This is a genomic window from Streptomyces spinosus (assembly GCF_020400655.1).
Classification (GTDB): domain Bacteria; phylum Actinomycetota; class Actinomycetes; order Streptomycetales; family Streptomycetaceae; genus Streptomyces; species Streptomyces argyrophylli.
This window is the reverse complement of record NZ_JAINRC010000010.1, coordinates 147,060-170,421: the sequence shown is the minus strand read 5'-3', so window position 1 is coordinate 170,421 and position 23,362 is coordinate 147,060. Positions and strand designations below refer to the sequence as shown.

Genomic DNA, 23,362 nt, shown 5'->3' with positions numbered 1-23,362 from the left:
CCCACGACACCCCGGCCCCACCGCAGTCCACCTCTTCGCACAGGAGTGGCGACACCCGATGACCAACGACGAAAAGCTGCTCTCCTACCTCAAGCGGGTCTCCGCCGACCTGGCCCAGACCCGGCAGCGGCTGCGCGAGGTGGAGACCCAGGACCGGGAACCCATCGCCATCGTCGGGATGAGCTGCCGCTTCCCCGGCGGCGTGACCACCCCGGAGGAGTTCTGGCGGCTCGTCCACGACGGCACCGACGCCATCGGTGACTTCCCCGACGACCGGGGCTGGGACGTCGACGCGCTGTACGACCCGGACCCGGACGCCACCGGCAAGAGCTACGTCACGCGCGGTGGGTTCCTGTCCGACGCGGCCGGGTTCGAACCGGACTTCTTCGGCATCAGCCCCCGTGAGGCGGTCGCGATGGACCCCCAGCAGCGGCTGCTGCTGGAGGTGTCGTGGGAGGCCCTGGAACGCGCCCGCATCGCCCCCGACTCGGCGCACGGCGCCCGGATCGGGGTGTTCGCAGGCACCAACGGCCAGGACTACAAGGACCTGCTGGCGAGGATGCCGGAGGACAGCGAGGCGGCGCTCGGCACCGGCGTGCTGGCCGCCGTGATCTCCGGCCGCATCTCCTACACCCTGGGCCTGGAGGGCCCGGCCGTCACCATCGACACCGCCTGCTCCTCGGCGCTCGTCGCCGTGCACCTGGCCGTGCAGGCGCTGCGCAACAAGGAGTGCACCCTCGCCCTCGCGGGCGGCGCCACCGTGATGGCCACACCGGGCAACTTCATCGCCTTCAGCCGGCAGCGCGGCCTCGCCGCCGACGGCCGCTGCAAGTCCTTCGCGGACGCCGCGGACGGCACCGGCTGGAGCGAGGGAGCCGGCATGCTGGTGCTGGAACGCCTCTCCGACGCCCGCCGCAACGGCCACGAGGTGCTGGCCGTCGTCCGCGGCTCCGCCGTCAACCAGGACGGCGCCTCCAACGGCCTGACCGCCCCCAACGGGCCCTCCCAGCAGCGCGTCATCCGCGCCGCGCTCGCCGGGGCACAGCTCACCGCCGCCGACGTGGACCTGCTGGAGGCCCACGGCACCGGCACCACCCTCGGCGACCCGATCGAGGCCCAGGCGCTGCTCGCCACCTACGGCCAGGACCGGCCCGCCGACAGCCCGCTGTGGCTCGGGTCGGTGAAGTCCAACATCGGGCACACCCAGGCCGCGGCCGGTGTCGCCGGCATCATCAAGGCCGTCATGGCGATGCGGCACCGTGTCCTGCCGAAGACACTGCACGCCGACGAGCCCTCCACCAAGGTGGACTGGGACCAGGGCCGGGTACGGCTGCTGACGGAGAACCGGCCCTGGCCCGACCCCGGCCGCCCGCGCCGCGCCGCCGTCTCCTCCTTCGGCGCCAGCGGCACCAACGCGCACACCATCCTCGAGGAAGCCCCCGCCGGGGAACCGGCCGACAGCGGGCCGCGCACGGCACCGCCGCTGGTGCCGTGGGTGGTCTCCGGCCGTACCGAGCGCGCCCTGCGCGAACAGGCCGCCCGCCTGGTGGCCGCCGCCGGTGAGCTGGACCCGGTGGACGTGGCGCACTCCCTGGCCGCCACCCGCACCGCCCACCCCTACCGGACCGTCGTCCTCGGCGCCGACCGGGACGCGCTCCTGGCCGGCCTGGCCCGGGTCGCCGACGGCGGCCCGGGCGCCGCCTCGGGCCGGGTCCGCAAGGGACAGACCGCCTTCCTGTTCACCGGCCAGGGCGCCCAGCGCGCCGGCATGGGCCGGCAACTGCACGCGCACTTCCCCGTCTTCGCCCGCGCCTTCGACGAGATCTGCGCGCTCTTCGGCGACGACGACCTGCGCGACCTCGTCCTCGGCGACGACCCCGCACCGCTCCACCGCACCGCCCGCACCCAGACGGCGCTGTTCGCCTTCGAGGTGGCGCTGTACCGGCTGGTGGAGTCCTGGGGGCTCACACCCGACTACCTGGCCGGGCACTCCATCGGCGAGATCGCCGCAGCCCACGTCGCCGGCGTGCTGGACCTCAAGGACGCCACCACCCTGGTGGCCGCGCGCGGCCGGCTCATGCAGGCGCTGCCCGAGGGCGGCGCGATGATCGCCGTACGCGCCACCGAGGAGGAGGTCCGCCCGCTGCTCACCGAGCGGGTCGGCATCGCCGCCGTCAACGGCCCCGAGTCCGTGGTGATCTCCGGGGACGCCGCCGAGGCCGAGACGGTGGCCGCCCGCTTCGCCAAGAGCCGCCGGCTGACGGTCTCGCACGCCTTCCACTCGCCGCTCATGGAACCCATGCTGGACGAGTTCCGGGCGGTCGCCGAGTCCCTGACCTACCGCCGCGCCACCGTCCCCGTCGTCTCCAACGTCACCGGAGCCCTCGCCACCCAGGACATCGCCGGCCCCGAGTACTGGGTACGGCACGTGCGCGAGGCGGTCCGCTTCCACGACGGGATACGCGCCCTCGCCGCCGAAGGCGTCACCCGCTTCCTCGAACTCGGCCCGGACGCCGTGCTGACGGCCATGGCCCGCGAGTGCCTGGCCACCGACGACACCGACGCCGTGCTCGCCGCCGCCACCCGCCGCGAACGCGACGAGACCGAGACCCTGCTCACCGCCGTGGCCCAGCTGTACACCGGCGGCGCCGCCGTGGACTGGACCGCGCTGTTCACCGGCGCCCGCACCGTCGACCTGCCCACCACCGCATTCCAGCGCGAGCGGTTCTGGCCCGAGACGACGGCACCGGTCGGCGACGTCGGCTCCGCCGGCCTGGACCCCGCCGACCACCCGCTGCTCGGCGCGGCCACCGTGCTCGCCGACTCCGACGGCGCCGTGCTCACGGGCCGGCTGTCGGTGCGCACCCACGCCTGGCTCGCCGACCACGTCGTCGGCGGCAACGTCGTCGTCCCCGGCACCGCCATGGTCGAACTCGCCGTCCGCGCCGGCGACCAGGTCGGCTGCGGACGCCTGGAGGAACTCACCCTCGAGGTACCGCTGGTGCTGCCCCCGGACGACGGCGTGCGCGTCCAGGTCGCCGTCGGTGCGCCCGACCCGTCCGGCGCCCGCACGGTCCAGGTGTACGCCCGCGCCGAGAGCCTGCCCGCCGACGCGCCGTGGACCCCGCACGCCTCCGGCCTCCTCACCGCGGACGCCGGCACCCCCGGCAGCCGCCTGGACGTGTGGCCCCCCGAGGACGCCGAACCCCTCGACACCGACGGCCTGTACGAGCGGCACGCCGCCGCCGGACTGGCGTACGGGCCCGCCTTCCAGGCCCTGACCGCCGCCTGGCGGCGCGGCGAGGAACTGTACGCCGAGGTGCGGCTGCCCGAGCGGCCCGCCGCCGACGCGCCCCGCTTCGGCCTGCACCCGGCCGCCTTCGACGCAGCCCTGCACGCCCTGGCCCTGCTCGGCGACGGATCGGCCGACGACACCGCCCGGCTGCCGTTCCTGTTCGCCGGCGTCACCCTGCACGCCGTCGGCGCCTCCGTGCTGCGGGCCCGGCTGGTGCCCACCGGGAACCACGCCTTCGCCGTCGACCTCGCCGACGCCACCGGCGCCCCCGTCGCCACGGTCACCTCGCTCGCCTCCCGCCCGCTCACCAACCTGCGCGCCGCCCGCGACACGACCGCGGACGCCCTGTTCGCCCTCGACTGGCAGCCGCTGCCCCTGGACGCCGACGCCCCCGACGCCGCCCACCGGGTGCTGCACAGCACCCCCGGCACCGACGCCACCGCCGTACGCGAGGCGCTGCACACCGCGCTCGCCGCCCTCCAGGACGACGACCCCCGCCCGCTGGCCGTCGTCACCCGCGGCGCGGTCGGCGTCGCGGAGGAGGACGTGACCGACCTGGCCGGCGCGGCCGTCTGGGGCCTGGTGCGGTCCGCGCAGTCGGAGAACCCGGACCGGTTCGTCCTGCTCGACCTCGAACCCGGCGCGGACGCCGACGCCGTCCTGCCCGCCGTCCTCGCCTCCGGCGAACCGCAGATCGCCGTGCGGGCGGGCACCGCCCACGCCGCCCGGCTGGTGCGCGCCGAAGCACCTCCGGAAGCGGCCGGGCCGGACCTCGGTCCCGAGGGCACCGTCCTGATCACCGGCGCCACCGGCGGCCTCGGCCCGGTGATCGCCCGCCACCTGGTCACCGCCCACGGCGTCCGGCACCTCGCCCTGCTCAGCCGGTCGGGGCGCGCCGACGACCTGGTCGCCGAACTCGCCGCCCTCGGCGCCACCGCGACCGCCCACGCCTGCGACGTCGCCGACCGCGACGGCCTCGCCGCCGTCCTCGCCGGCATCCCGGCCGAGCACCCGCTCACCGCGGTCGTCCACGCCGCCGGCGTCCTGGACGACGGTGTCGTCTCCTCGCTCACCCCCGAGCGGATCGACACCGTCCTCGCGCCGAAGGCGCTCGGCGCCCTCCACCTCCACGAACTCACCCGCGGCCTCGCGGCGTTCGTGCTGTTCTCGTCCGTCGCCGGCACCGTCGGCGCCCCCGGCCAGGGCAACTACGCCGCCGCCAATGCCCTCCTGGACGCCCTCGCCGCGCACCGCCACGCCCGGGGCCTGCCCGCGCTGTCCCTGGCGTGGGGGCCGTGGGCCCCGTCGGGCGGCATGACCAGCTCCCTGGACGAGGCGGACCGCGCCCGGATGGCGCGCGGCGGCATGACCGCCCTGTCGGCCGAAGAGGGCACCGCCCTGTTCGACCGGTCGCTGCGGGCCGGCCGCGCCGCCCTGGCGCCTGTGCGGCTCGCCCTGCCCGCGCTGCGCGCCCAGGGCAGCGGCCTCGCCCCCGTCTTCCGCGCCCTGGCGGGCCGACCGGTCCGCCGGGAAGCCGTCGCCCAGGGCAGCGACGCCGGCTTCGCCGAGCGCCTGGCCGGCCTCGGGGACGAGGAGCGCGCCGAGGCGCTGCTGCACACGGTCCGCACCCATGTCGCCGCCGTGCTCGGGCACGCGAACCCGCAGAGCGTGGAGACCGACCGGGCGTTCAAGGACCTCGGCTTCGACTCGCTCGCCGCGATCGAACTGCGCAACTCCCTCTCCGCCGAGCTGGGCCGGCGGCTCGCCGCCACCCTCGTCTTCGACCACCCCTCGCCCGAAGCGCTCGCCGCCCACCTCGGCACCCTGGTCGACGGCGGCGCCCGGACCGGGGCCCGCCGTGGCCGCCGTACCGTCAGCGCCCGCGCGGACGAGCCGCTGGCGATCGTGGGAATGGCGTGCCGCTACCCGGGGGACGTCCGCACCCCGGAGGACCTGTGGCGGCTGGTCGCCGACGGCACCGACGCCATCAGCGCGTTCCCCGGCAACCGGGGCTGGGACGTGGACCGCGTCGTCGACCCCGCCCGGCGGCGCCCCGACACCTCCTACGTCGGCGAGGGCGGCTTCCTGCACGACGCCGGCGCGTTCGACGCCGCGTTCTTCGGCATCAGCCCCAAGGAAGCCCTCGTCATGGACCCGCAGCAGCGGCTGCTGCTGGAGGCGTCCTGGGAGGCGCTGGAGAACGCGGGCATCGACCCGCACAGCCTCAAGGGCAGCCGCACCGGCGTGTTCGCCGGTGTCCAGTACCACGACTACTTCGGCAGCTTCGGCTCCGGCAGCATCATCTCCGGCCGCGTCGCCTACACCCTCGGCCTGGAGGGCCCCTCGCTGTCCGTCGACACCGCCTGCTCCTCCTCGCTGGTGGCACTGCACCTGGCCGCCCAGTCGCTGCGGCAGGGCGAGTCCGGCCTCGCCCTGGTCGGCGGCGTCGCCGTCATGGCCACCCCCGAGACCTTCATCGAGTTCAGCCGGCAGGGCGCGCTCGCCCCCGACGCCCGCACCCGCGCCTTCGCCGACGCGGCGGCCGGAACCGTGTGGGGCGAGGGCGTCGGCGTCCTCGTCGTGGAACGCCTCTCCGACGCCCGCCGCAACGGCCACGAGGTGCTGGCCGTCGTCCGCGGCACCGCCGTCAACCAGGACGGCGCCTCCAACGGCCTGACCGCCCCCAACGGCCCCTCCCAGGAACGCGTCATCCTGGAGGCCCTGGAGAACGCCCGCCTCACCACCGCCGACGTCGACGTGGTGGAGGCGCACGGTACGGGTACGACGCTGGGCGACCCGATCGAGGCGCAGGCGCTGCTGGCCACCTACGGCCAGGACCGCGCCGAACCGCTCTGGCTCGGCTCGGTCAAGTCCAACATCGGGCACACGCAGGCCGCCGCCGGTGTCGCCGGCGTCATCAAGATGGTCATGGCGATGCGCAACGGCGTCCTGCCCAGGACCCTGCACGTGGACCAGCCGTCCACGAAGGTCGACTGGGACGCCGGACAGGTGCGGCTGCTCACCGAGCAGCGGGACTGGCCGCGGCACGGCCGGCCGCGCCGGGCCGGTGTGTCGTCCTTCGGGATCAGCGGCACCAACGCCCACGTCATCCTCGAACAGGCCCCGCCCGCCCCCGCCGAGCCGGAGCGCACCGGACCGCAGGGCCTCGCCGTGCCGTGGCTGCTCACCGCCAAGACGCCCGCCGCCCTCGCCGGCCAGGCCGCGGCCCTCCTCGGCCACCTCGACACCCACCCCGGGCTCGACCCGTCCGACATCGGCTGGACCCTCGCCACCACCCGCGCCCGCTTCCCGTACCGGGCCTCGATCACCGGCACCGACACGGCCGAACTGCGCGGCGCCCTCGCCGCGCTGGCCGACGGCGGAACCGCCCGCACCCTCGCCGAGGGCACGGCGCCCGGCCGCGCCCGGCCCGTGTTCGTCTTCCCCGGCCAGGGCTCCCAGTGGTCCGGCATGGCCACCGAACTCCTCGGACAGTCCCCGGTGTTCGCCGCCCGCATGGCCGAGTGCGCCGCCGCCCTCGCGCCGTACACCGACTGGGACTTCGCCACCGAGCTGCGCGGCGGCCTGGACCGCGTGGACGTCGTCCAGCCCCTGCTGTGGGCCGTGATGGTGTCCCTCGCCCACACCTGGAGCGCGTACGGCGTCACCCCCGCCGCCGTCATCGGCCACTCCCAGGGCGAGATCGCCGCCGCCTGCGCGGTCGGCGCGCTGTCCCTGGAGGACGGCGCCCGCGTCGTCGCGCTGCGCTCCCGGGCCATCGCCGAACTGCTGTCCGGCTCGGGCGGCATGATGTCCGTCGGCGAGGGCGCCGACGCCGTCCGCGCCCGGCTCACCGCGTGGGACGGCCGGCTGTCCGTCGCCGCCGTCAACGGCACCGCCTCCACGGTGGTGTCCGGCGACGCCGACGCCCTCGACGAACTCCTCGCGCGGCTCAGGGAGGAGAAGGTCCGCGCCAAGCGCCTTCCCGTGGACTACGCCTCCCACAGCGCCCACGTCGAGACCCTGCGCGAGCGCCTCGCCGAGGACCTCGACGGCATCGAGCCGCGCGCCACCCAGGTCCCGTTCTACTCGACGGTCACCGGCGGCCCGCTCGACACCACCGAACTCGGCGCCGGGTACTGGTACACCAACCTGCGCGGCACCGTGCTGTTCGAACAGGCCGTGCGTGCCGCCGTCGCCGACGGGCACCAGCTGTTCATCGAGTCCAGCCCGCACCCGGTGCTCACCGTCGGCATCCAGGAGACCGACGACGCCGTGGCCGCCGTGGGCTCCCTGCGCCGCGACGAGGGCGGCCGGGCCCGGCTGCTGACCGCCCTGGGCGAGGCGTTCACCCACGGCGCCGGCGTGGACTGGACCGCCGTCGCCGAGGGCCGCCGGCCGCGCCGCGTCCCGCTGCCCGGCTACGCCTTCCAGCGCGAGTGGTACTGGCTGGACTCCACAGCGAGCGGCGCCGACGTCACCTCCGCCGGTCTCGCCCCCACCGACCACGCCCTGCTCGGCGCCGCGATGGTGCGGGCCGACAGCGAGGGCGTCGTCCTCACCGGGCGGCTCTCCCCGGGCACCCAGCCCTGGCTGGAGGACCACCGGGTCGGCGGCCGGCTGCTCTTCCCCGGCACCGGGCACCTGGAACTCGCGCTGCGCGCCGGCGACCAGGTCGGCTGCGGCGACATCGCCGAACTCACCCTGCACGCACCGCTGGTCCTGCCCGACCACGGAGCCGTCCAGCTCCAGGTCACCGTCGGCGCGCCCGAGGGGGAGACCCGCCCGGTCGCCATCTGGTCGCGGCCGGAGAACCCCGACGAGGACCTGCCCTGGACCCGGCACGCCGACGGCCTGCTCGCCCCCACCGGCACCCTGCCCGCCGCTGGCGCCCCGCTCACCGCCTGGCCCCCGCGGGGCGCCGCACCGGTACCGCTCGACGGCCTGTACGACGAACTCGCCGCCCTCGGTCTCGGCTACGGCCCCCTCTTCCAGGGCCTGCGCGCCGCCTGGCGCACCGAGGACGGCCTGTACGCCGAGGTCGCGACCGACGCGGCCCCCGACGGCTTCGCCCTGCACCCCGCCCTGTCGGACGCCGCCCTGCACACCGTCGGACTCACCGACGCCGCCGGCGACGAGGCCCTGCTGCCGTTCGCCTGGTCCGGGGTACGGCTGTACGCCACCGGCGCGACCGCGCTGCGCGTCCACGTCCGGTCCGCCGGCGAGGGCACCGTCTCCCTCACGCTCGCCGACCCCACCGGCGCCCCCGTCGCCACCGTCGACGCGCTCACCCTGCGGCCCCTGCGGACCGAGGCCCTGGCCACCGCGGCGCGTCCGGCCCGCGCGGGCGCGCTGTACCGGGTCACCTGGGTGCCGGCCCCGCCGGCCCCCGCGGCCGCGCCCGCCGGCCCGGCACCGGACGTGGTGCGCGCCCCGGCCGGCACCAGCGCCGCCGAGGCGCGGGCGGCCGTCGACACGGTCCTCGACCGGCTGCGCACCGCCCTCGCCGCGGCCGACGGCACCCTCGTCGTGGTCACCGGCACCGACCCGGCGGGAGCCGCGGCCGGCGGTCTGGTCCGCTCCGCCCAGTCGGAGAACCCCGGCCGGATCGTGCTCGTCGAGGCGGAGGCCGGGGAGGATCCGGACGCCGGACGCCTCGCCGAGGCCGTCGCGACCGGCGAACCGCACCTGGCCTACCGCGACGGCACCTGGCAGGTCCCCCGGCTGGCCCGCGTCCCCGACGGGGCCGCCGACGACGAGCGGAGCGAGGACGGTTCCGGCCTCGGCGGCGGCACCGTCCTGCTCACCGGGGCCTCCGGCGCCCTCGGGCGGATCCTCGCCCGGCACCTGGTCGCCGAACGGGGCGTGCGGCACCTGCTGCTGGTGAGCCGCGGCGGTGCCCCCGACGACCTCGTCTCCGAACTGGCCGCGCTGGGCGCCGAGGTGACGAGTGCCGCGTGCGACGTCGCCGACCGGGCCGCGCTCGCCGCCGTGCTGGACGCCGTACCGGCCGCCCGGCCGCTGACCGCCGTGATCCACGCGGCGGGCGTCCTCGCCGACGGCGTGCTCACCTCCCTGACGCCGGAGCGGATCGACACGGTGTTCCGGCCCAAGGCCGACGCCGCCTGGAACCTGCACGAACTCACCGCCGGCCTGGACCTCGCGGCGTTCGTGCTGTTCTCCTCGTCCGCCGCCACGCTGGGCTCGCCCGGCCAGGCGAACTACGCCGCCGCCAACGCCTACCTCGACGCCCTCGCCATACACCGCCGCAGCCTCGGGCTGCCCGCGCACTCCCTGGCCTGGGGCCTGTGGGCGCAGGCCGGCGGCATGACCGGCACCCTCGACGAGACGGACCTCACCCGCATCGCCCGGGGCGGTGTCGCCCCGCTGGAGACCGAGGAGGGCGTCGCCCTGTTCGACGCCGCCCTGCGCGGCGCCGACCCCGCCGTGCTGCCGGTGAAACTGGACATGGCCTCCCTGCGCGCCCAGGGTGAGGGCCTGGCCCCGCTGTTCCGCACCCTGGTGCCCGTACGGCGGGCCGGCGCGGCCACCGGGCCGGGCGCCGCAGGCGGCGCCGACGGCCTGCGCGAGCGGCTCGCCGGGCTGCTGGAGGCGGAGCGCGAACCGTTCCTCACCGAACTCGTGCAGAGCCATGTCGCGACCATCCTCGGCTACCGCTCCGCCCAGGACGTCGGCCGCACCCTGGCCTTCCGCGAACTCGGCTTCGACTCGCTGGCCGCCGTCGAACTGCGCAACCGGCTCTCCGCGGCCACCGGCCTGAGGCTGCCCGCCACCCTGGTGTTCGACCACCCCACCCCCGCCGGACTCGCCCGCCACCTGCTCGGCGAGCTCACCGGCACCCTCGCTGCGACCACCGCCGCCGCCGTCCGGGACGCCGCCGCCGACGAACCGATCGCCGTCGTCGGCATGGCCTGCCGCTTCCCCGGCGGCATCGCCTCCCCGGAGGACCTGTGGCGGCTGGTCGCCGAAGGCCGCGACGCCGTCGGCGAGTTCCCGGCCGACCGCGGCTGGGACGTCGAGAACCTCTACGACCCGACCCTGGACCGGCCCGGCACCAGCTACACCCGGCACGGCGCCTTCCTGTACGACGTCGCCGACTTCGACCCGGCGTTCTTCGCCATGGACGACGAGGAGGCCCTGGTCACCGACCCCCAGCAGCGGCTGCTGCTGGAGACCTCCTGGGAGGCCCTGGAGCGGGCCTCCATCGACCCCGCCACCCTGCGCGGCTCCGACACCGGCGTGTTCGCGGGCGTCATGTACCACGACTACTTCGGCAGCTTCGGCTCCGGCAGCGTGGTCTCCGGCCGCGTCGCCTACACCCTCGGCCTGGAGGGCCCGACCCTGTCCGTCGACACGGCCTGCTCCTCCTCGCTGGTGGCACTGCACCTGGCCGCACAGGCACTGCGGCAGGGCGACTGCTCCCTGGCGCTGGCCGGGGGCGTGACCGTGATGGCCACCCCGGGCACCTTCGTGGAGTTCAGCCGGCACCGGGGCCTGTCCCGGGACGGCCGGTGCAAGCCCTTCGCGGACGCCGCCGACGGCACCGGCTTCGGCGAGGGCGCCGGCGTGCTGCTGCTGGAACGCCTCTCCGACGCCCGCCGCAACGGCCGGAAGATCCTCGCCGTGCTGCGCGGCACCGCCGTCAACCAGGACGGCGCCTCCAACGGCATCAGCGCCCCCAACGGCCCCGCCCAGCAGCGCGTCATCCGCCGCGCCCTCCAGGCGGCCGGCGTCCCGGCGGCCGAGGTCGACGTGGTCGAGGCGCACGGCACCGGCACCACCCTCGGCGACCCCATCGAGGCCCAGGCACTGATCGCCACCTACGGCGCCGAGCACACCGAGGACCGCCCGCTGTGGCTCGGCTCGGTCAAGTCCAACCTGGGGCACACCCAGGCCGCCGCCGGTGTCGCCGGTGTCATCAAGATGATCGAGGCGCTGCGCGCCGAGACCCTGCCGGCCAGCCTCGGCGTCGACCGGCCCTCCCGGCACGTGGAGTGGGAGGGCGGCAACGTCCGTCTGCTCACCGAGAACCGCCCCTGGCCCGACCCGGGCCGCCCGCGCCGCGCCGGCGTCTCCTCCTTCGGCATCTCCGGCACCAACGCCCACGTGATCATCGAGGCCGCGCCGCCCGCCGCACAGCCGGCCGAGGTGGCCCCGGAGCCGCCGGCCGAGACCGTGCCGTGGCTGCTGTCCGGCCACACCCCCGAGGCCCTGCGCGCCCAGGCCGCACGGCTGCTGGACCACCTGGCCGCCACCCCGGACGCCGACCCGCACCGCCTCGCCGGCGCGCTCGCCCACGCCCGCACCCGGCTCGGCCACCGGGCCGCCGTCCTCGGCCGCACCCGCGACGAACTGACCGCGGGCGTGCGGGCCCTGGCCGAGGGCCGCACCCCGCAGACCGGCGTCCTCGGCACCGCCACCGACGGCCGGCTCGCCTTCCTCTTCTCCGGCCAGGGCTCCCAGCTGCCGGGCATGGGCACCCGCCTCGCGGCGGCCTTCCCCGCCTTCGCCGCCGCCTTCGAGGAGGTCGCGGAACGACTCGCACCGCTGCTGGACCGGCCGCTCGCCGACGTCCTCGGCTCCGCCGAACTGCTGGCGCGCACCGAGTACACCCAGCCCGCGCTGTTCGCCGTGGAAGTCGCCCTGTACCGGCTGCTGGAGTCGTTCGGCGTCAGGCCCGACCTGCTCGCCGGGCACTCCGTCGGCGAGTTCGCCGCCGCCCACGTCGCGGGCGTGCTCACCCTGGAGGACGCCTGCACCCTCGTCGCCGCCCGGGGACGCCTCATGCAGGCCCTGCCCGAGGGCGGCGCGATGATCGCCGTACGCGCCACCGAGGACGAGATCACGCCGCTGCTCGGCGACGGCGTGGGCATCGCGGCCGTCAACGGGCCCGCGTCCGTCGTCGTCTCCGGACCCGCCGGCCCCGCCCGCGCCCTGGCCGCCCGCTTCGAGCGCACCCGGGAACTGGCCGTCAGCCACGCCTTCCACTCCGGGCTGATGGAGCCGATGCTCGACGAGTTCCGCGAGGTCGCCGCGTCCCTGTCCTTCGGCACGCCCCGCATCCCGCTGGTGTCCACCCTCACCGGCGCCCCGGCCGCACCGCAGGAGCTGTGCACACCCGAGTATTGGGTACGGCACGCCCGAGAGGCCGTCCGGTTCGCCGACGCCGTCACCGCCCTGCACGCGGCCGGCGCACGGCACTTCGCGGAGGTCGGCCCGGGCAGCGCCCTGACCGCCGCGGCCGGCGAGTGCCTGCCCGACGGGACGCCCGTGGTACCGCTGCTGCGCAAGGACCGAGAGGAGACCGAGGCCCTGCTCACCGGGCTCGCCGCCCTGCACGTGCACGGCCGCGCCGTCGACTGGGCGCCGCTGCTGCCCCACCGGGACGGCTCGGACCTGCCCACCTACGCCTTCCAGCGCGGCCGCTACTGGATGACCGGTGACACCGGCCCGACCCGCCCGGCGGCCGACCACCCGCTGCTCGGCACCGCCGTCGAACTCGCCGGCGCCGACGGCACCCTCCACACCGGCCTGCTCTCCCTCGCCGACCACCCCTGGCTCGCCGACCACAGCGTCGGCGGGGTGCCGCTGCTGCCGGGCACCGCCTTCGTCGAGATGGCCCTCGCCGCCGGTGCCCGCGTCGGCTGCGGCACGGTGGAGGACCTGACGGTCACCGAGCCGCTGCCGCTGCCCGAGGACGGCGCCGTCCGCCTCCAGTGCACGGTCGGCGAACCCGACGCGACGGGTGCCCGCGCCTTCCGCGTGTACGCCGCCGCGGCCGACGGCGACCCGTGGACCACCCACGCCACCGGCACGCTCCGCCCCGCCGGGGACAGGCCCGGCCACGACCTGGCCGCCTGGCCGCCGCCCGGCGCCGAACCGGTCGAACTGGACGGCGTCTACGACCGGCTGGCCGAACTGGGCGCCGAGTACGGGCCCCGCTTCCAGGGCCTGCGCGCGGCCTGGCGGCACGGCGACGAGGCGTACGCCGAGGTCGCCGTCCCCACCGACGGCGCCGCGTTCGGACTGCACCCGGCGCTGTTCGACGCCGCCCTGCACACCATCGGGCTGCGCGCCGGGGCCGAGGAACGCATGACGCTGCCCTTCGCCTGGTCCGGCGTGGAGCTGTACGCGCCGGGCGCGACCGCCCTGCGGGTGCGGATCGCCCCGGCCGGCCCCGGCGCGGTGCGCATCGAGGCCGCCGACGACACCGGCCGGCCGGTGGTAAGCGTGGCCTCCCTGTCGCTGCGGGAGGTCGACCCGGAGCGGATCGCCGCGGCGGCGAGCGGGGGACACGACGACCTGTTCGCCCTCGACTGGGTGCCCGTCTCCGTGCCGGCGGCCCCGCAGGCCGGGCGGTGGACCGTCCTCGGCCCCGGCCGCCGGGAACTGGCCGGCGCCCTGGCGGGCGAGGTCGCCGAGGTCGCCGTCGCCGACGACCTGGCCGAGGCCGCCGGACAGGCCCCCGACACCCTGGTCGTCGTCCACACCGGCGGCGACGGGCCGGACGCGGCCCGGGCCGGCGCCCGGCGGCTGCTCACCCTGGTGCAGGACTGGCTGGCCGACGCACGGTTCGCCGACACCACCCTGGTGGTGGCGACGCGCGGCGCGACCGGCCCCGGGGACGTCACCGATCCCGGCGCCGCCACCGCGTGGGGCCTGATCCGCTCCGCCCAGACCGAGCACCCCGACCGGATGGTCCTCGCCGACCTGGACGACACGGACGCCTCCCGCGGCCTGCTGCCCTCCGCCGTGGCCTCCGGCGAACCCCAACTGGTCCTGCGCGACGGGGCGCTCAGCGTCCCCCGGCTGGTGCGCGCGCCCCGCCTGGCCGAGCCCGCCGCGGCCGGCTTCTCCGGCGGTGTCCTGGTCACCGGCGGCACCGGCGCCCTGGGCCGGCTGGTCGCCCGGCACCTGGTCACCGCGCACGGCGCCGAGCGGCTGGTGCTGCTCAGCCGCGGCGGACCCGACGCCCCCGGCGCGGCCGGCCTGCGCGACGAACTCACCGCGCTCGGCGCGCGGGTGACCGTGGTCGCCTGCGACGCCGCCGACCGGGCCGCCCTCGCCCGCGTCCTGGACGAGCACCCGGTCTCCGCCGTCGTGCACACCGCGGGCGTCCTCGCCGACGCCGTCCTCACCTCGCTCACCCCCGAGCGCCTGGACGCGGTCCTGCGGCCCAAGCTGGACGCCGCCTGGCACCTGCACGAACTGACCCGCGAACGGCCCCTCACCGCGTTCGTGCTGTTCTCCTCCGCGGCGGGCCTGCTCGGCAGCCCCGGCCAGGCCGGTTACGCCGCCGGCAACACCTTCCTCGACGCGCTCGCCGCCCACCGCCGATCGCTCGGCCTGCCCGCGGTCTCACTGGCCTGGGGCGCCTGGGCGGGCAGCGGCGGCATGGCCGACCGGCTCGGCGACACCGACGCCCGCCGCATGGCCTCCGGCGGGGTGCTCCCCCTCGACGCCGAGAGCGGGCTCGCCCTGTTCGACACGGGCGCGGGCCGCGCCGAACCGGTGCTGCTGCCGGCCCGCCTGGACCTCGCCCCGCGCGAGGCCGCCCGGGTCGCCCCGCTGCTGCGCTCCCTGGTGCGGGCGCCGCGCCGGACCGGCCCCGGAACGTCGGCCGCCGGGTCGGCGCTGCGCCGCGAACTGGCCGCGCTCGCGCCCGAGGAGCGCGCCGAACGGCTGCTGCGGCTGGTCCGGGACGAGGCCCGGGCGGTGCTCGGCGTCGAGGAGTTCGAGGCCGGCCTGCCCTTCAAGGACCTCGGCTTCGACTCGCTGACCGCCGTCGAGTTCCGCAACCGGCTCAACGACGCCACCGGCCTCAGGCTGACCGCCACCCTCGTCTTCGACCACCCCACGCCGGCCGCGCTCACCGACCACCTGGCCGGCGAGCTGGCCCCGCGCACCGGCGACGGCCCGCGCACCGAGGAGGACACCGTGCGGGCCGCGCTCGCCACCATCCCGGTGGGACGCCTGCGCGAGGCCGGCCTGCTGGACAGCCTGCTCGAACTCGCCGGGGCGCGGCCCGCGCCGGAGCAGGCGGAGGACGGCGGAACCGGCCGCGCGCCGATCGACGCGATGGACGCCGAGAGCCTGATCAGCATGGCGCTCGACGACCTCGTCGGCGACGACGACGCGCTGTGACGACGAACGGTGGGACCGCGCCGGGACGGCGCGCTGTGACGACGCCCGCGACAAGGAAGAGGACCATGGCCGAGTCCGAGAAGCCGGACACCAGGATGGTCGAGGCGCTGCGCGCCTCGCTGAAGGAGATCGAGCGGCTGCGGGAACGCAACCGCGCGCTGACCGCGGCGGCCCGGGAACCGATCGCGATCGTCGGCATGGCCTGCCGCTACCCGGGCGGAGTGCGGTCCCCGGAGGACCTGTGGCGGCTGGTCGCGGACGGCGCGGAGGGCATCACCGCGTTCCCCGGCGACCGCGGCTGGGACCCGGACCTGTACGACCCGACACCGGGCGTGCCGGGCCGCTCCTACACCCGGGAGGGCGGCTTCCTGCACGACGCGGGGGACTTCGACGCCGCGTTCTTCGGCATCGGTCCCCACGAGGCCCTCGTCATGGACCCGCAGCAGCGGCTGCTGCTCGAAGGCTCCTGGGAGGCCCTGGAGAACGCCGGCATCGACCCCGCCGCGCTCCGCGGCAGCCGCACCGGCGTGTTCGCCGGCGTCATGTACCACGACTACTTCGGCAGCTTCGGCTCGGGCAGCATCGTCTCCGGCCGCGTCGCCTACACCCTCGGCCTGGAGGGCCCGACGCTCAGCGTGGACACCGCCTGCTCCTCGTCGCTCGTCACGCTGCACCTGGCCGCGCAGGCGCTGCGCCAGGGCGAGTGCACCCTGGCGCTGGCCGGGGGAGTGACGGTGATGGCCTCCCCGGGCACCTACGTGGAGTTCAGCCGGCAGGGGGCCCTCTCCCCGGACGGGCGCTGCCGCTCCTTCGCCGACGACGCGGCCGGTACCGGCTTCTCCGAGGGACTGGGCGTCCTGGTGCTGGAGCGGTTGTCGGACGCGCGGCGCAACGGGCATCCGGTGCTGGCCGTCGTCCGGGGTTCGGCGGTGAACCAGGACGGGGCGTCCAACGGTCTGACCGCGCCGAACGGTCCGTCGCAGCAGCGGGTGATCCGGCAGGCGCTGGCGTCCGCGCGGCTGTCGGCGGCGGACGTGGACGCGGTGGAGGCGCACGGTACGGGTACGACGCTGGGCGACCCGATCGAGGCGCAGGCGCTGCTGGCCACCTACGGCCAGGAGCGCACCGAACCGCTGTGGCTGGGCTCGGTGAAGTCCAACATCGGGCACACGCAGGCCGCCGCCGGTGTCGCCGGTGTCATCAAGATGGTGATGGCGATGCGCAACGGCGTCCTGCCCAGGACCCTGCACGTGGACCGGCCGTCCACGAAGGTCGACTGGGACGCCGGACGGGTGCGGCTGCTGACGGAGGAACAGCCCTGGCCCCGCGCCGGGCGTCCGCGCCGGGCCGGTGTCTCCTCCTTCGGGATCAGCGGCACCAACGCCCACGCCATCATCGAGGAGGCCCCCGAGGAGGAGCCGGCGGACGCCGAACCGGACGCCCCGGCGGTCGTCTGGCCCCTGTCCGCCCGCTCGGCACCGGCCCTGCCCGCGCAGGCCGCACGCCTGCACGCCTTCCTGGCGGACCGGCCCGGACTGCACCCGGCGGCCGTCGCCAGGGCCCTCGGCACCCGGCGCACCGCTTTCGGCCACCGCGCGGCCGTCACCGGCACCGACCGGGACCAGCTGCTCGCCGGACTGCGCGCCCTCGCCGAGGGCGCCCCCGCCCCCACGGCCGTCACCGGCAGGGCCCGGACCGGCACCCGTACGGCGTTCCTGTTCACCGGCCAGGGGGCCCAGCGCCTCGGCATGGGCCTCGAACTGCGCGCCCGCTACCCGGTGTTCGCCGAAACCTTCGACGCGATCGACGCCCGGACCGGCCTGGACCTCGCCGGGGTCCTGGCCGGCGACGACGCCGGCGCCGTCCACCGCACGTGGTACGCGCAGACGGCGCTGTTCGCCTACGAGGTGGCCCTGTTCCGGCTGCTGGAGTCCTTCGGTGTACGGTCCGACGTGCTGGCCGGGCACTCGGTCGGCGAGATCGCCGCCGCCCACGTCGCCGGCGTCCTCGACCTGGACGACGCCTGCGCCCTGGTCGCCGCCCGGGGCCGGCTCATGCAGGCGCTGCCCGAGGGCGGCGCGATGGTCGCCGTACAGGCCGGCGAGGAGCGGGTACGGCCGCTGCTGGACGACCGCGTCGGACTCGCCGCGGTCAACGGCCCCACTTCCGTGGTGCTTTCCGGGGAGGAGGCGGCGGTGCTCGCCGCCGCCGAGGGCTTCGCGAAGACCAAGCGGCTCGCCGTCTCGCACGCCTTCCACTCGCCGCTGATGGACGGCATGCTCGACGAGTTCCGCGCGGTGGCCGAGAAGCTGACGTACCATCAGCCGCGCGTCCCGCTGGTGTCCACCCTCACCGGGCGTCCCGCCGACGCGGAGCAGCTGTGCGACCCCGGCCACTGGGTGCGGCACGTGCGGGAGACGGTCCGGTTCGCCGACGCCGTCGCGGCCCTCACCGCCTCGGGCGTCGGCCGCTTCGTGGAAGTCGGCCCGGACGCCGTGCTGACCGGCCTCGTCCGCGAGTGCCCGGACACCGACGACGCCGTCCTAGTCGCCCTCGGCCGGCGCCACGGCAGCGAACCCGCGGCCCTCCTCGCGGGGCTGGCCCGTCTGTACACCGACGGCCTCGCCCCCGACTGGGCGGCGCTCTTCCCCGGCACGGCCCGCGCCGACCTGCCCACCTACGCGTTCCGGCACGAGCGGTACTGGCTGAACGCGGACGTCGCCCTCACCGCCCTCCCGGCGGCCGCGCCGCCGCCCGCCGCCGGGTCCGTGGCCGCCGAGCCGCTCGGGCAGCGGCTCGCCGGCGCCCCGCCGGCCGAGCAGGAGGCGCTGCTGACCGAGGTGATCCGGGCCCAGACCGCCGCCATCCTCGGGCACCCGGGACCGGAGGCCGTCGAACCCGACGCCGTCTTCCTGGAGATCGGCATGGACTCCGTCTCCGCGGCCGAACTCCGCGCGGCTCTCGGCACCGCCCTGGGCAGCACCCTGCCGGCCGGTGCCGTCTTCGACCACCGCACCCCGGCCGCCCTCGCCGCCGCCCTGCGCGGGCACCTGGCGGGCGGCGCTCCCGGTCCGGCGGACCCCGGCGACCTCGAATCGGTCAGCGGGCTGGTGCGGCGCGCGGCGGCCGACGGGCGGATGGACCGGGCCATCGACCTGCTGCGCACCGTGGCCGACATCCTCCCCGGCTTCTCCACTCTGGACGAACTCGGCGCCGTCACGGACCCGGTGCGGCTGGCCACCGGCGACGCCGCCCCACGGCTCGTCTGCCTGCCGTCACCGATGGCGCTCGGCGGCGCCCACCAGTACGCCCGCTTCGCCCGGTACTTCGACGGCCGCCGTGACGTCGTGGTGCCCGCGGTACCCGGCTTCGGGCCCGGCGAGGCGCTGCCGCGCTCGGTGGACGCGGTGGTCGAGGTGGTCGTCGAGGGCATCCGCCGGGCCTGCGCGGACGAGCGGCCCTACGTCCTCGTCGGCTACTCCTCCGGCGGCCAGTTCGCCCACGCGGCGGCCGAGATCATGGAGAAGGCCGGACAGCCGGCCGCCGGCGTGGTCCTGCTGGACACCTACCTGCCCGGGGACGACGGCCAGGACGACCTGTGGCGGCAGATGTTCGACGGCATGCTGGACCGGGAGTCCTCGCTCGGGGGCTTCGGCACCGCCCGCCTCGCCGCCATGAGCCGCTACAGCGACCTGATCCAGCACTGCCTGCCCGGCGCCCTCACGGCGCCCGTGCTGTTCGTGCGGCCGACGGAGTCCTTCGCCGCCGGCACCGACGACTGGCGGGCGAGCTGGCCGGCGGAGCACGAGCCGGCCGATGTGCCCGGCACGCACTTCACGATGCTGGAGGACCGCGCACAGGCCACCGCCGAGGCGGTCGAGACCTGGCTCACGGCGGCGCGGTCCGCCGGCGCGTCCTGAAATCGCGGGCGGTCGAAAGGGAAAGGGGCGTGGGTGGCCGAAAGGCCGCCCGCGCCCCCCTTTTCCTTCAGTCGCCGGCCTCGCGGAAATGCGCCAACCACGCGTGGATATCGCATTGGACACTGGCCGGATCGATACCTAATTGCACGGCGATTTCATCGGCGGCCGATTCCGGCTGCCAGCCGCTGCGCTGGAGCGCCAGCCACATCGTCGTGCCACGCGGGCCGCATCGGTGTCGCTTGCCGGTACGCCGGGAGAAGAGCTCCAGATATCCGTCGGGCCGGACCTGTGCGGTCAGTTCGGGGTCAGGCCTCGTGGCCATGGGACTTCCCATCTTCCGTGGATTTCTGCGGACGGTTTCGACGTTACCCGTGCGCAAGCCTCGGGACACGGGTGGCAACCGGCCCTTTCGAAGGGGAGTCAAATATGCGGACAAGGGTGATGGCATCGCTGCACAAAGGTGGTGTACACCCGTCGGAACCTGCCGCTTCGAGGTAGAGAAACCTCTACCTCGAACTGGCCGGACAATGCCAATGTGCCGCGGGGCCGGCGTTCCTAATCTGGTCCGCAGACACCGCGTGAGAAGCGACATCTCGTAGGGGAGCCCCGTGCACACTTCACACGACCTCCGCCGGACGGAGGCGGTACGGCTGGACGCCGTGTCGAAGACCTATGGCCGAGGAGACAGCCAGGTGGCCGCGCTCCGCGGGCTCACCATGAGCTTCGCCGACGGCACCTTCACCGCCGTCATGGGGCCGTCCGGATCGGGCAAGAGCACCTTCCTGCACTGCGCCGCGGGACTGGTCCAGCCCACCTCCGGCACGGTCACCGTCGGCGGCACCGACCTCGCCGGCCTGGACGACACCCGGCTGACCAAGCTGCGCCGCGACCGGATCGGCTTCATCTTCCAGTCCTTCAACCTGCTGCCCGCGCTCACCGTCATGCAGAACATCACCCTGCCGCTGCAACTGGCCGGACAGCGGCCCGACAGGAACCTGATCCGCACCGTCGTGCAGCGCGTGGGCCTGGCCGAGCGGCTCGGCCACCTGCCCTCCCAGCTCTCCGGCGGGCAGCAGCAGCGCGTCGCCATCGCCCGCGCCCTGGTGACCCGCCCCGCCGTGGTCTTCGCCGACGAGCCCACCGGCGCCCTGGACACCCGCACCGCCGCCTCCGTGCTCGGCCTGCTGCGCGAGTCCGTCGACACCGCCCGCCAGACGCTGGTCATGGTCACCCACGACCCGGTGGCCGCCTCCTACGCCGACCGCGTGGTCTTCCTCGCCGACGGCGCCTTCGCCGGTGAACTGCTCCGGCCGACGGCCGACGCCGTCGCCGCCCGGATGACCCGGCTCGGCGCCTGGGAGGACGACACCCACCGGCAGGGCACCGCGCAGCCCTCGGGAGGTCGGTACTGATGTGGCGCCTGGCACTGCGCACCCTGAAGTTCCGCCGGACGAGCTTCATCGCGACCTTCCTCGCCATGTTCCTCGGCGCCGCCATCGTCATCGGCTGCGGCGGCCTGATGGAGACGGGCGTCCGCATGGCCGCCGAACCCCAGCGCCTGGACGGCGCACCGGTCGTCGTCACCGGAGAACAGACCTACGACGCCACCGCCCTGACCGAACGTCACCGCATCGACCCCCGCCTCGTCGGCGAGGTCGCCCGGGTCCAGGGCGTCCGCACCGCCGTCGGCGACGTGTCCGTCCCGGCCACCGTCCTCAAGGACGGCAAGCCGGTGACCGGCAAGTCCGCCTCGTACGGCCACGGCTGGGCCTCCGCCCGGCTCACCCCCTATACCCTCGCCGCCGGTAAAACCCCCGTCGCCGGCGGCGAGGTCGTCCTCGACGCGGACCTCGCCCGGCGCGCCGGCGCGCGCCCGGGGTCCGCCGTCGACATCGTCGTCCAGGGCACGGCCCGGCGGTTCCTGGTCAGCGGCATCGCCGAGCAGCACGGCGACCGCAACCCCGACGCCGCCGTGTTCTTCACGGACGACGAGGCCCGCACCCTCGCCGGCGGCCGGATCGACTCCGTCGGCGTGCTGCCCGACCCCGGCACGCGGGTCACCGCGGTCGCGGACGCGGTGCGCGCCGAGGTCGGCGACCGCGCCGAGGTGCTGACCGGCGAACGCCGGGGACTGGCCGAACTGCCCGGCACCCTGGCCAGCCAGCGCACCGTCGTCATCCTCGCGGCCGTCTTCGGCTCCTCCGTCGTCCTGATCGTCATGTTCGGCGTCGCGTCCACCCTCGGCCTCTCCCTCCAGCAGCGCGCCCGCGAGATGGCCCTGCTGCGCGCCGTCGGCTCCACCCCGCACCAGCTGCGCCGCATGATCCTCGCCGAGACGGCCGTGCTGTCGGTGGGCTCCGTGCTGCTCGCCCTGCTGCCCGGCTACGCCATCGGACGGCTGCTGTTCGGGGTGCTGACATCCAGCGGCGTGGTGTCGTCGGCGATCGTCTACCACGCCGGATGGATGCCGATGGCCGTCGGAGCCGTCGTCACCGTGCTCGCCGCGGCCGGCGCCACCCGGTTCGCCGGACGGCGCGCCGCCCGCACCGAACCCGTCGCCGCGCTGGCCGAATCCACCGCCGGCACCCGCTGGTTCAGCGTGCCGCGGCTGCTGCTCGCGCTGTTCTTCCTCGCCAACGGCATCGGCCTGGCCGTCGCCACCGCCACCGTCATGGACGACGGCCCCACCCTCGCCAGCACCGCCGGGCCCGCCTCCGTGCTGTTCTGCATCGGCCTCGCCCTGCTCGCCCCCGGCATCACCAAGGTCATGGTCGCGCTGCTCCGCCTGCCGGTACGGGCGTTCTCCGGGCTCTCCGGCCGGCTGGCGCTGCGCAACGCCGCCACCGCCAACGTCCGCATGGCGGGCGCGGTCGCGCCCATCGTCCTGCTCATCGGCATCGCCACCGGCACCCTGTACATGCAGTCCACCGAGGACCACGTCTCCCGGACCTCCTACGACCGCAACATCCTCGCCGACTACGTCCTCGACTCCACGACCGGCGGATTCGCGCCCGGCGTCGTCGACCGGGTGCGCGACACGCCCGGGGTGGCCGCTGCCTCCGAGTTCGTCACCAGCCGCGGCTTCGTGGACCGCGCCGGCGGCCCGGACCAGGTCGACCTGCGCGGCGTCTCCGCCGACGGCGTGCGGCAGAGCCTGGACCTGCCCGTCGTCGCCGGCTCCCTCACCGGCCTGCGCGGCGACACCGTGGCCCTGTCCGACAAGAAGGCCCGGGAGTACGGGGTGAAGGTCGGCGAGCGGCTGCCGATGCACCTCGGGGACGGCACCGCCGTACGCCCCACCGTCGTGGCCCTCTACCGCGACAACCCCAAGCAGGAGTACCTGACGCTGCCCGCGGCCACCCTCGCGCCGCACACCGGTGACGGGCTGCCGCACCAGATCCTCGTCCGCACCGCGCGCGGCGCCGGCGCCGGCGTCCACGAACGCCTCGCCGCGCTGGCCGCCGCCGTGCCGGGCACCGAACTGGACGACAGCTCCTCGCTGGCCGGCCGGAACAACCAGATCCAGCAGATCCTGGTCTCCGCCAACTACACCATCGTCGCCATGATCGTCGGGTACGCCGCGATCACCGTCGTCAACACCCTGGTGTCCGTCACCCGGAAACGGCGCGCGGAGTTCGGCCTCCAGCGGCTCACCGGCGCCACCCGCGCCCAGGTGCTCGGCATGCTGACCGTCGAGGGCTTGCTGACCGGCGTCGTCGCCACCGTCCTCGGCACCGTCGCCTCCGCGACCACCATCGTCCCCTACAGCCTCGTCAAGAGCGACTCCTACCTGCCCTCCGGATCCATCGGCATCTACCTCGCCATCGTCGGCGGATCGCTGCTGCTGGTCTTCGGCGCCACGCTGCTGCCGTCCTGGCGCGGCATGCGCAGCCCCGCCGTCGAGACGGTGAAGGCCGCGTGAGTCACTCCCTGGCCGGGCCGTCCCCGCTTCCCCCGGGCGGGGGCGGCCCCTCCGTGACCG

At 75.9% G+C, this 23,362-nt stretch carries 5 protein-coding genes; 4 read left to right on the top strand and 1 reads right to left on the bottom strand.

Annotated elements, in window-relative coordinates; all coding sequences use genetic code 11:
- Positions 1-58 precede the first annotated feature (58 nt).
- Positions 59-15,460 (top strand): type I polyketide synthase, encoded by a 15,402-nt coding sequence (locus LG395_RS20090; RefSeq protein WP_225810721.1) that lies wholly within the window; start codon positions 59-61, stop codon positions 15,458-15,460.
- Between the two features lie 65 nt (positions 15,461-15,525).
- Positions 15,526-19,380, top strand: a complete 3,855-nt coding sequence (locus LG395_RS20085) for a type I polyketide synthase (RefSeq protein ID WP_225810720.1) — start codon at positions 15,526-15,528, stop codon at positions 19,378-19,380.
- A gap of 67 nt (positions 19,381-19,447) precedes the next feature.
- Here LG395_RS20085 and LG395_RS20080 read toward each other — a convergent pair whose 3' ends face one another.
- Complete coding sequence (locus LG395_RS20080) at positions 19,448-19,702, bottom strand: hypothetical protein (protein WP_225810719.1); 255 nt, start codon at positions 19,700-19,702, stop codon at positions 19,448-19,450.
- A 286-nt stretch (positions 19,703-19,988) separates the two neighbouring features.
- On the opposite strand from LG395_RS20080, the gene LG395_RS20075 reads away from it, so the two are divergent.
- Positions 19,989-20,792: an ABC transporter ATP-binding protein gene (locus LG395_RS20075; RefSeq protein ID WP_225810718.1), complete on the top strand. Its 804-nt coding sequence runs from the start codon at positions 19,989-19,991 to the stop codon at positions 20,790-20,792.
- On the top strand, positions 20,792-23,302 hold the full coding sequence (locus tag LG395_RS41220) for an FtsX-like permease family protein (protein ID WP_263982779.1): 2,511 nt from the start codon (positions 20,792-20,794) through the stop codon (positions 23,300-23,302). The genes LG395_RS20075 and LG395_RS41220 overlap by 1 nt, the downstream gene beginning before the upstream one ends.
- Positions 23,303-23,362 lie beyond the last annotated feature (60 nt).

What these genes read in the sequence shown, in the direction of transcription:
- LG395_RS20090 (WP_225810721.1), top strand. Translation starts at nt 59, where the DNA reads ATGACCAACGACGAAAAGCTGCTCTCCTACCTCAAGCGGGTCTCCGCC.
- LG395_RS20085 (WP_225810720.1), top strand. Translation starts at nt 15,526, where the DNA reads ATGGCCGAGTCCGAGAAGCCGGACACCAGGATGGTCGAGGCGCTGCGC.
- LG395_RS20080 (WP_225810719.1), bottom strand. Translation starts at nt 19,702, where the DNA reads ATGGCCACGAGGCCTGACCCCGAACTGACCGCACAGGTCCGGCCCGAC.
- LG395_RS41220 (WP_263982779.1), top strand. Translation starts at nt 20,792, where the DNA reads ATGTGGCGCCTGGCACTGCGCACCCTGAAGTTCCGCCGGACGAGCTTC.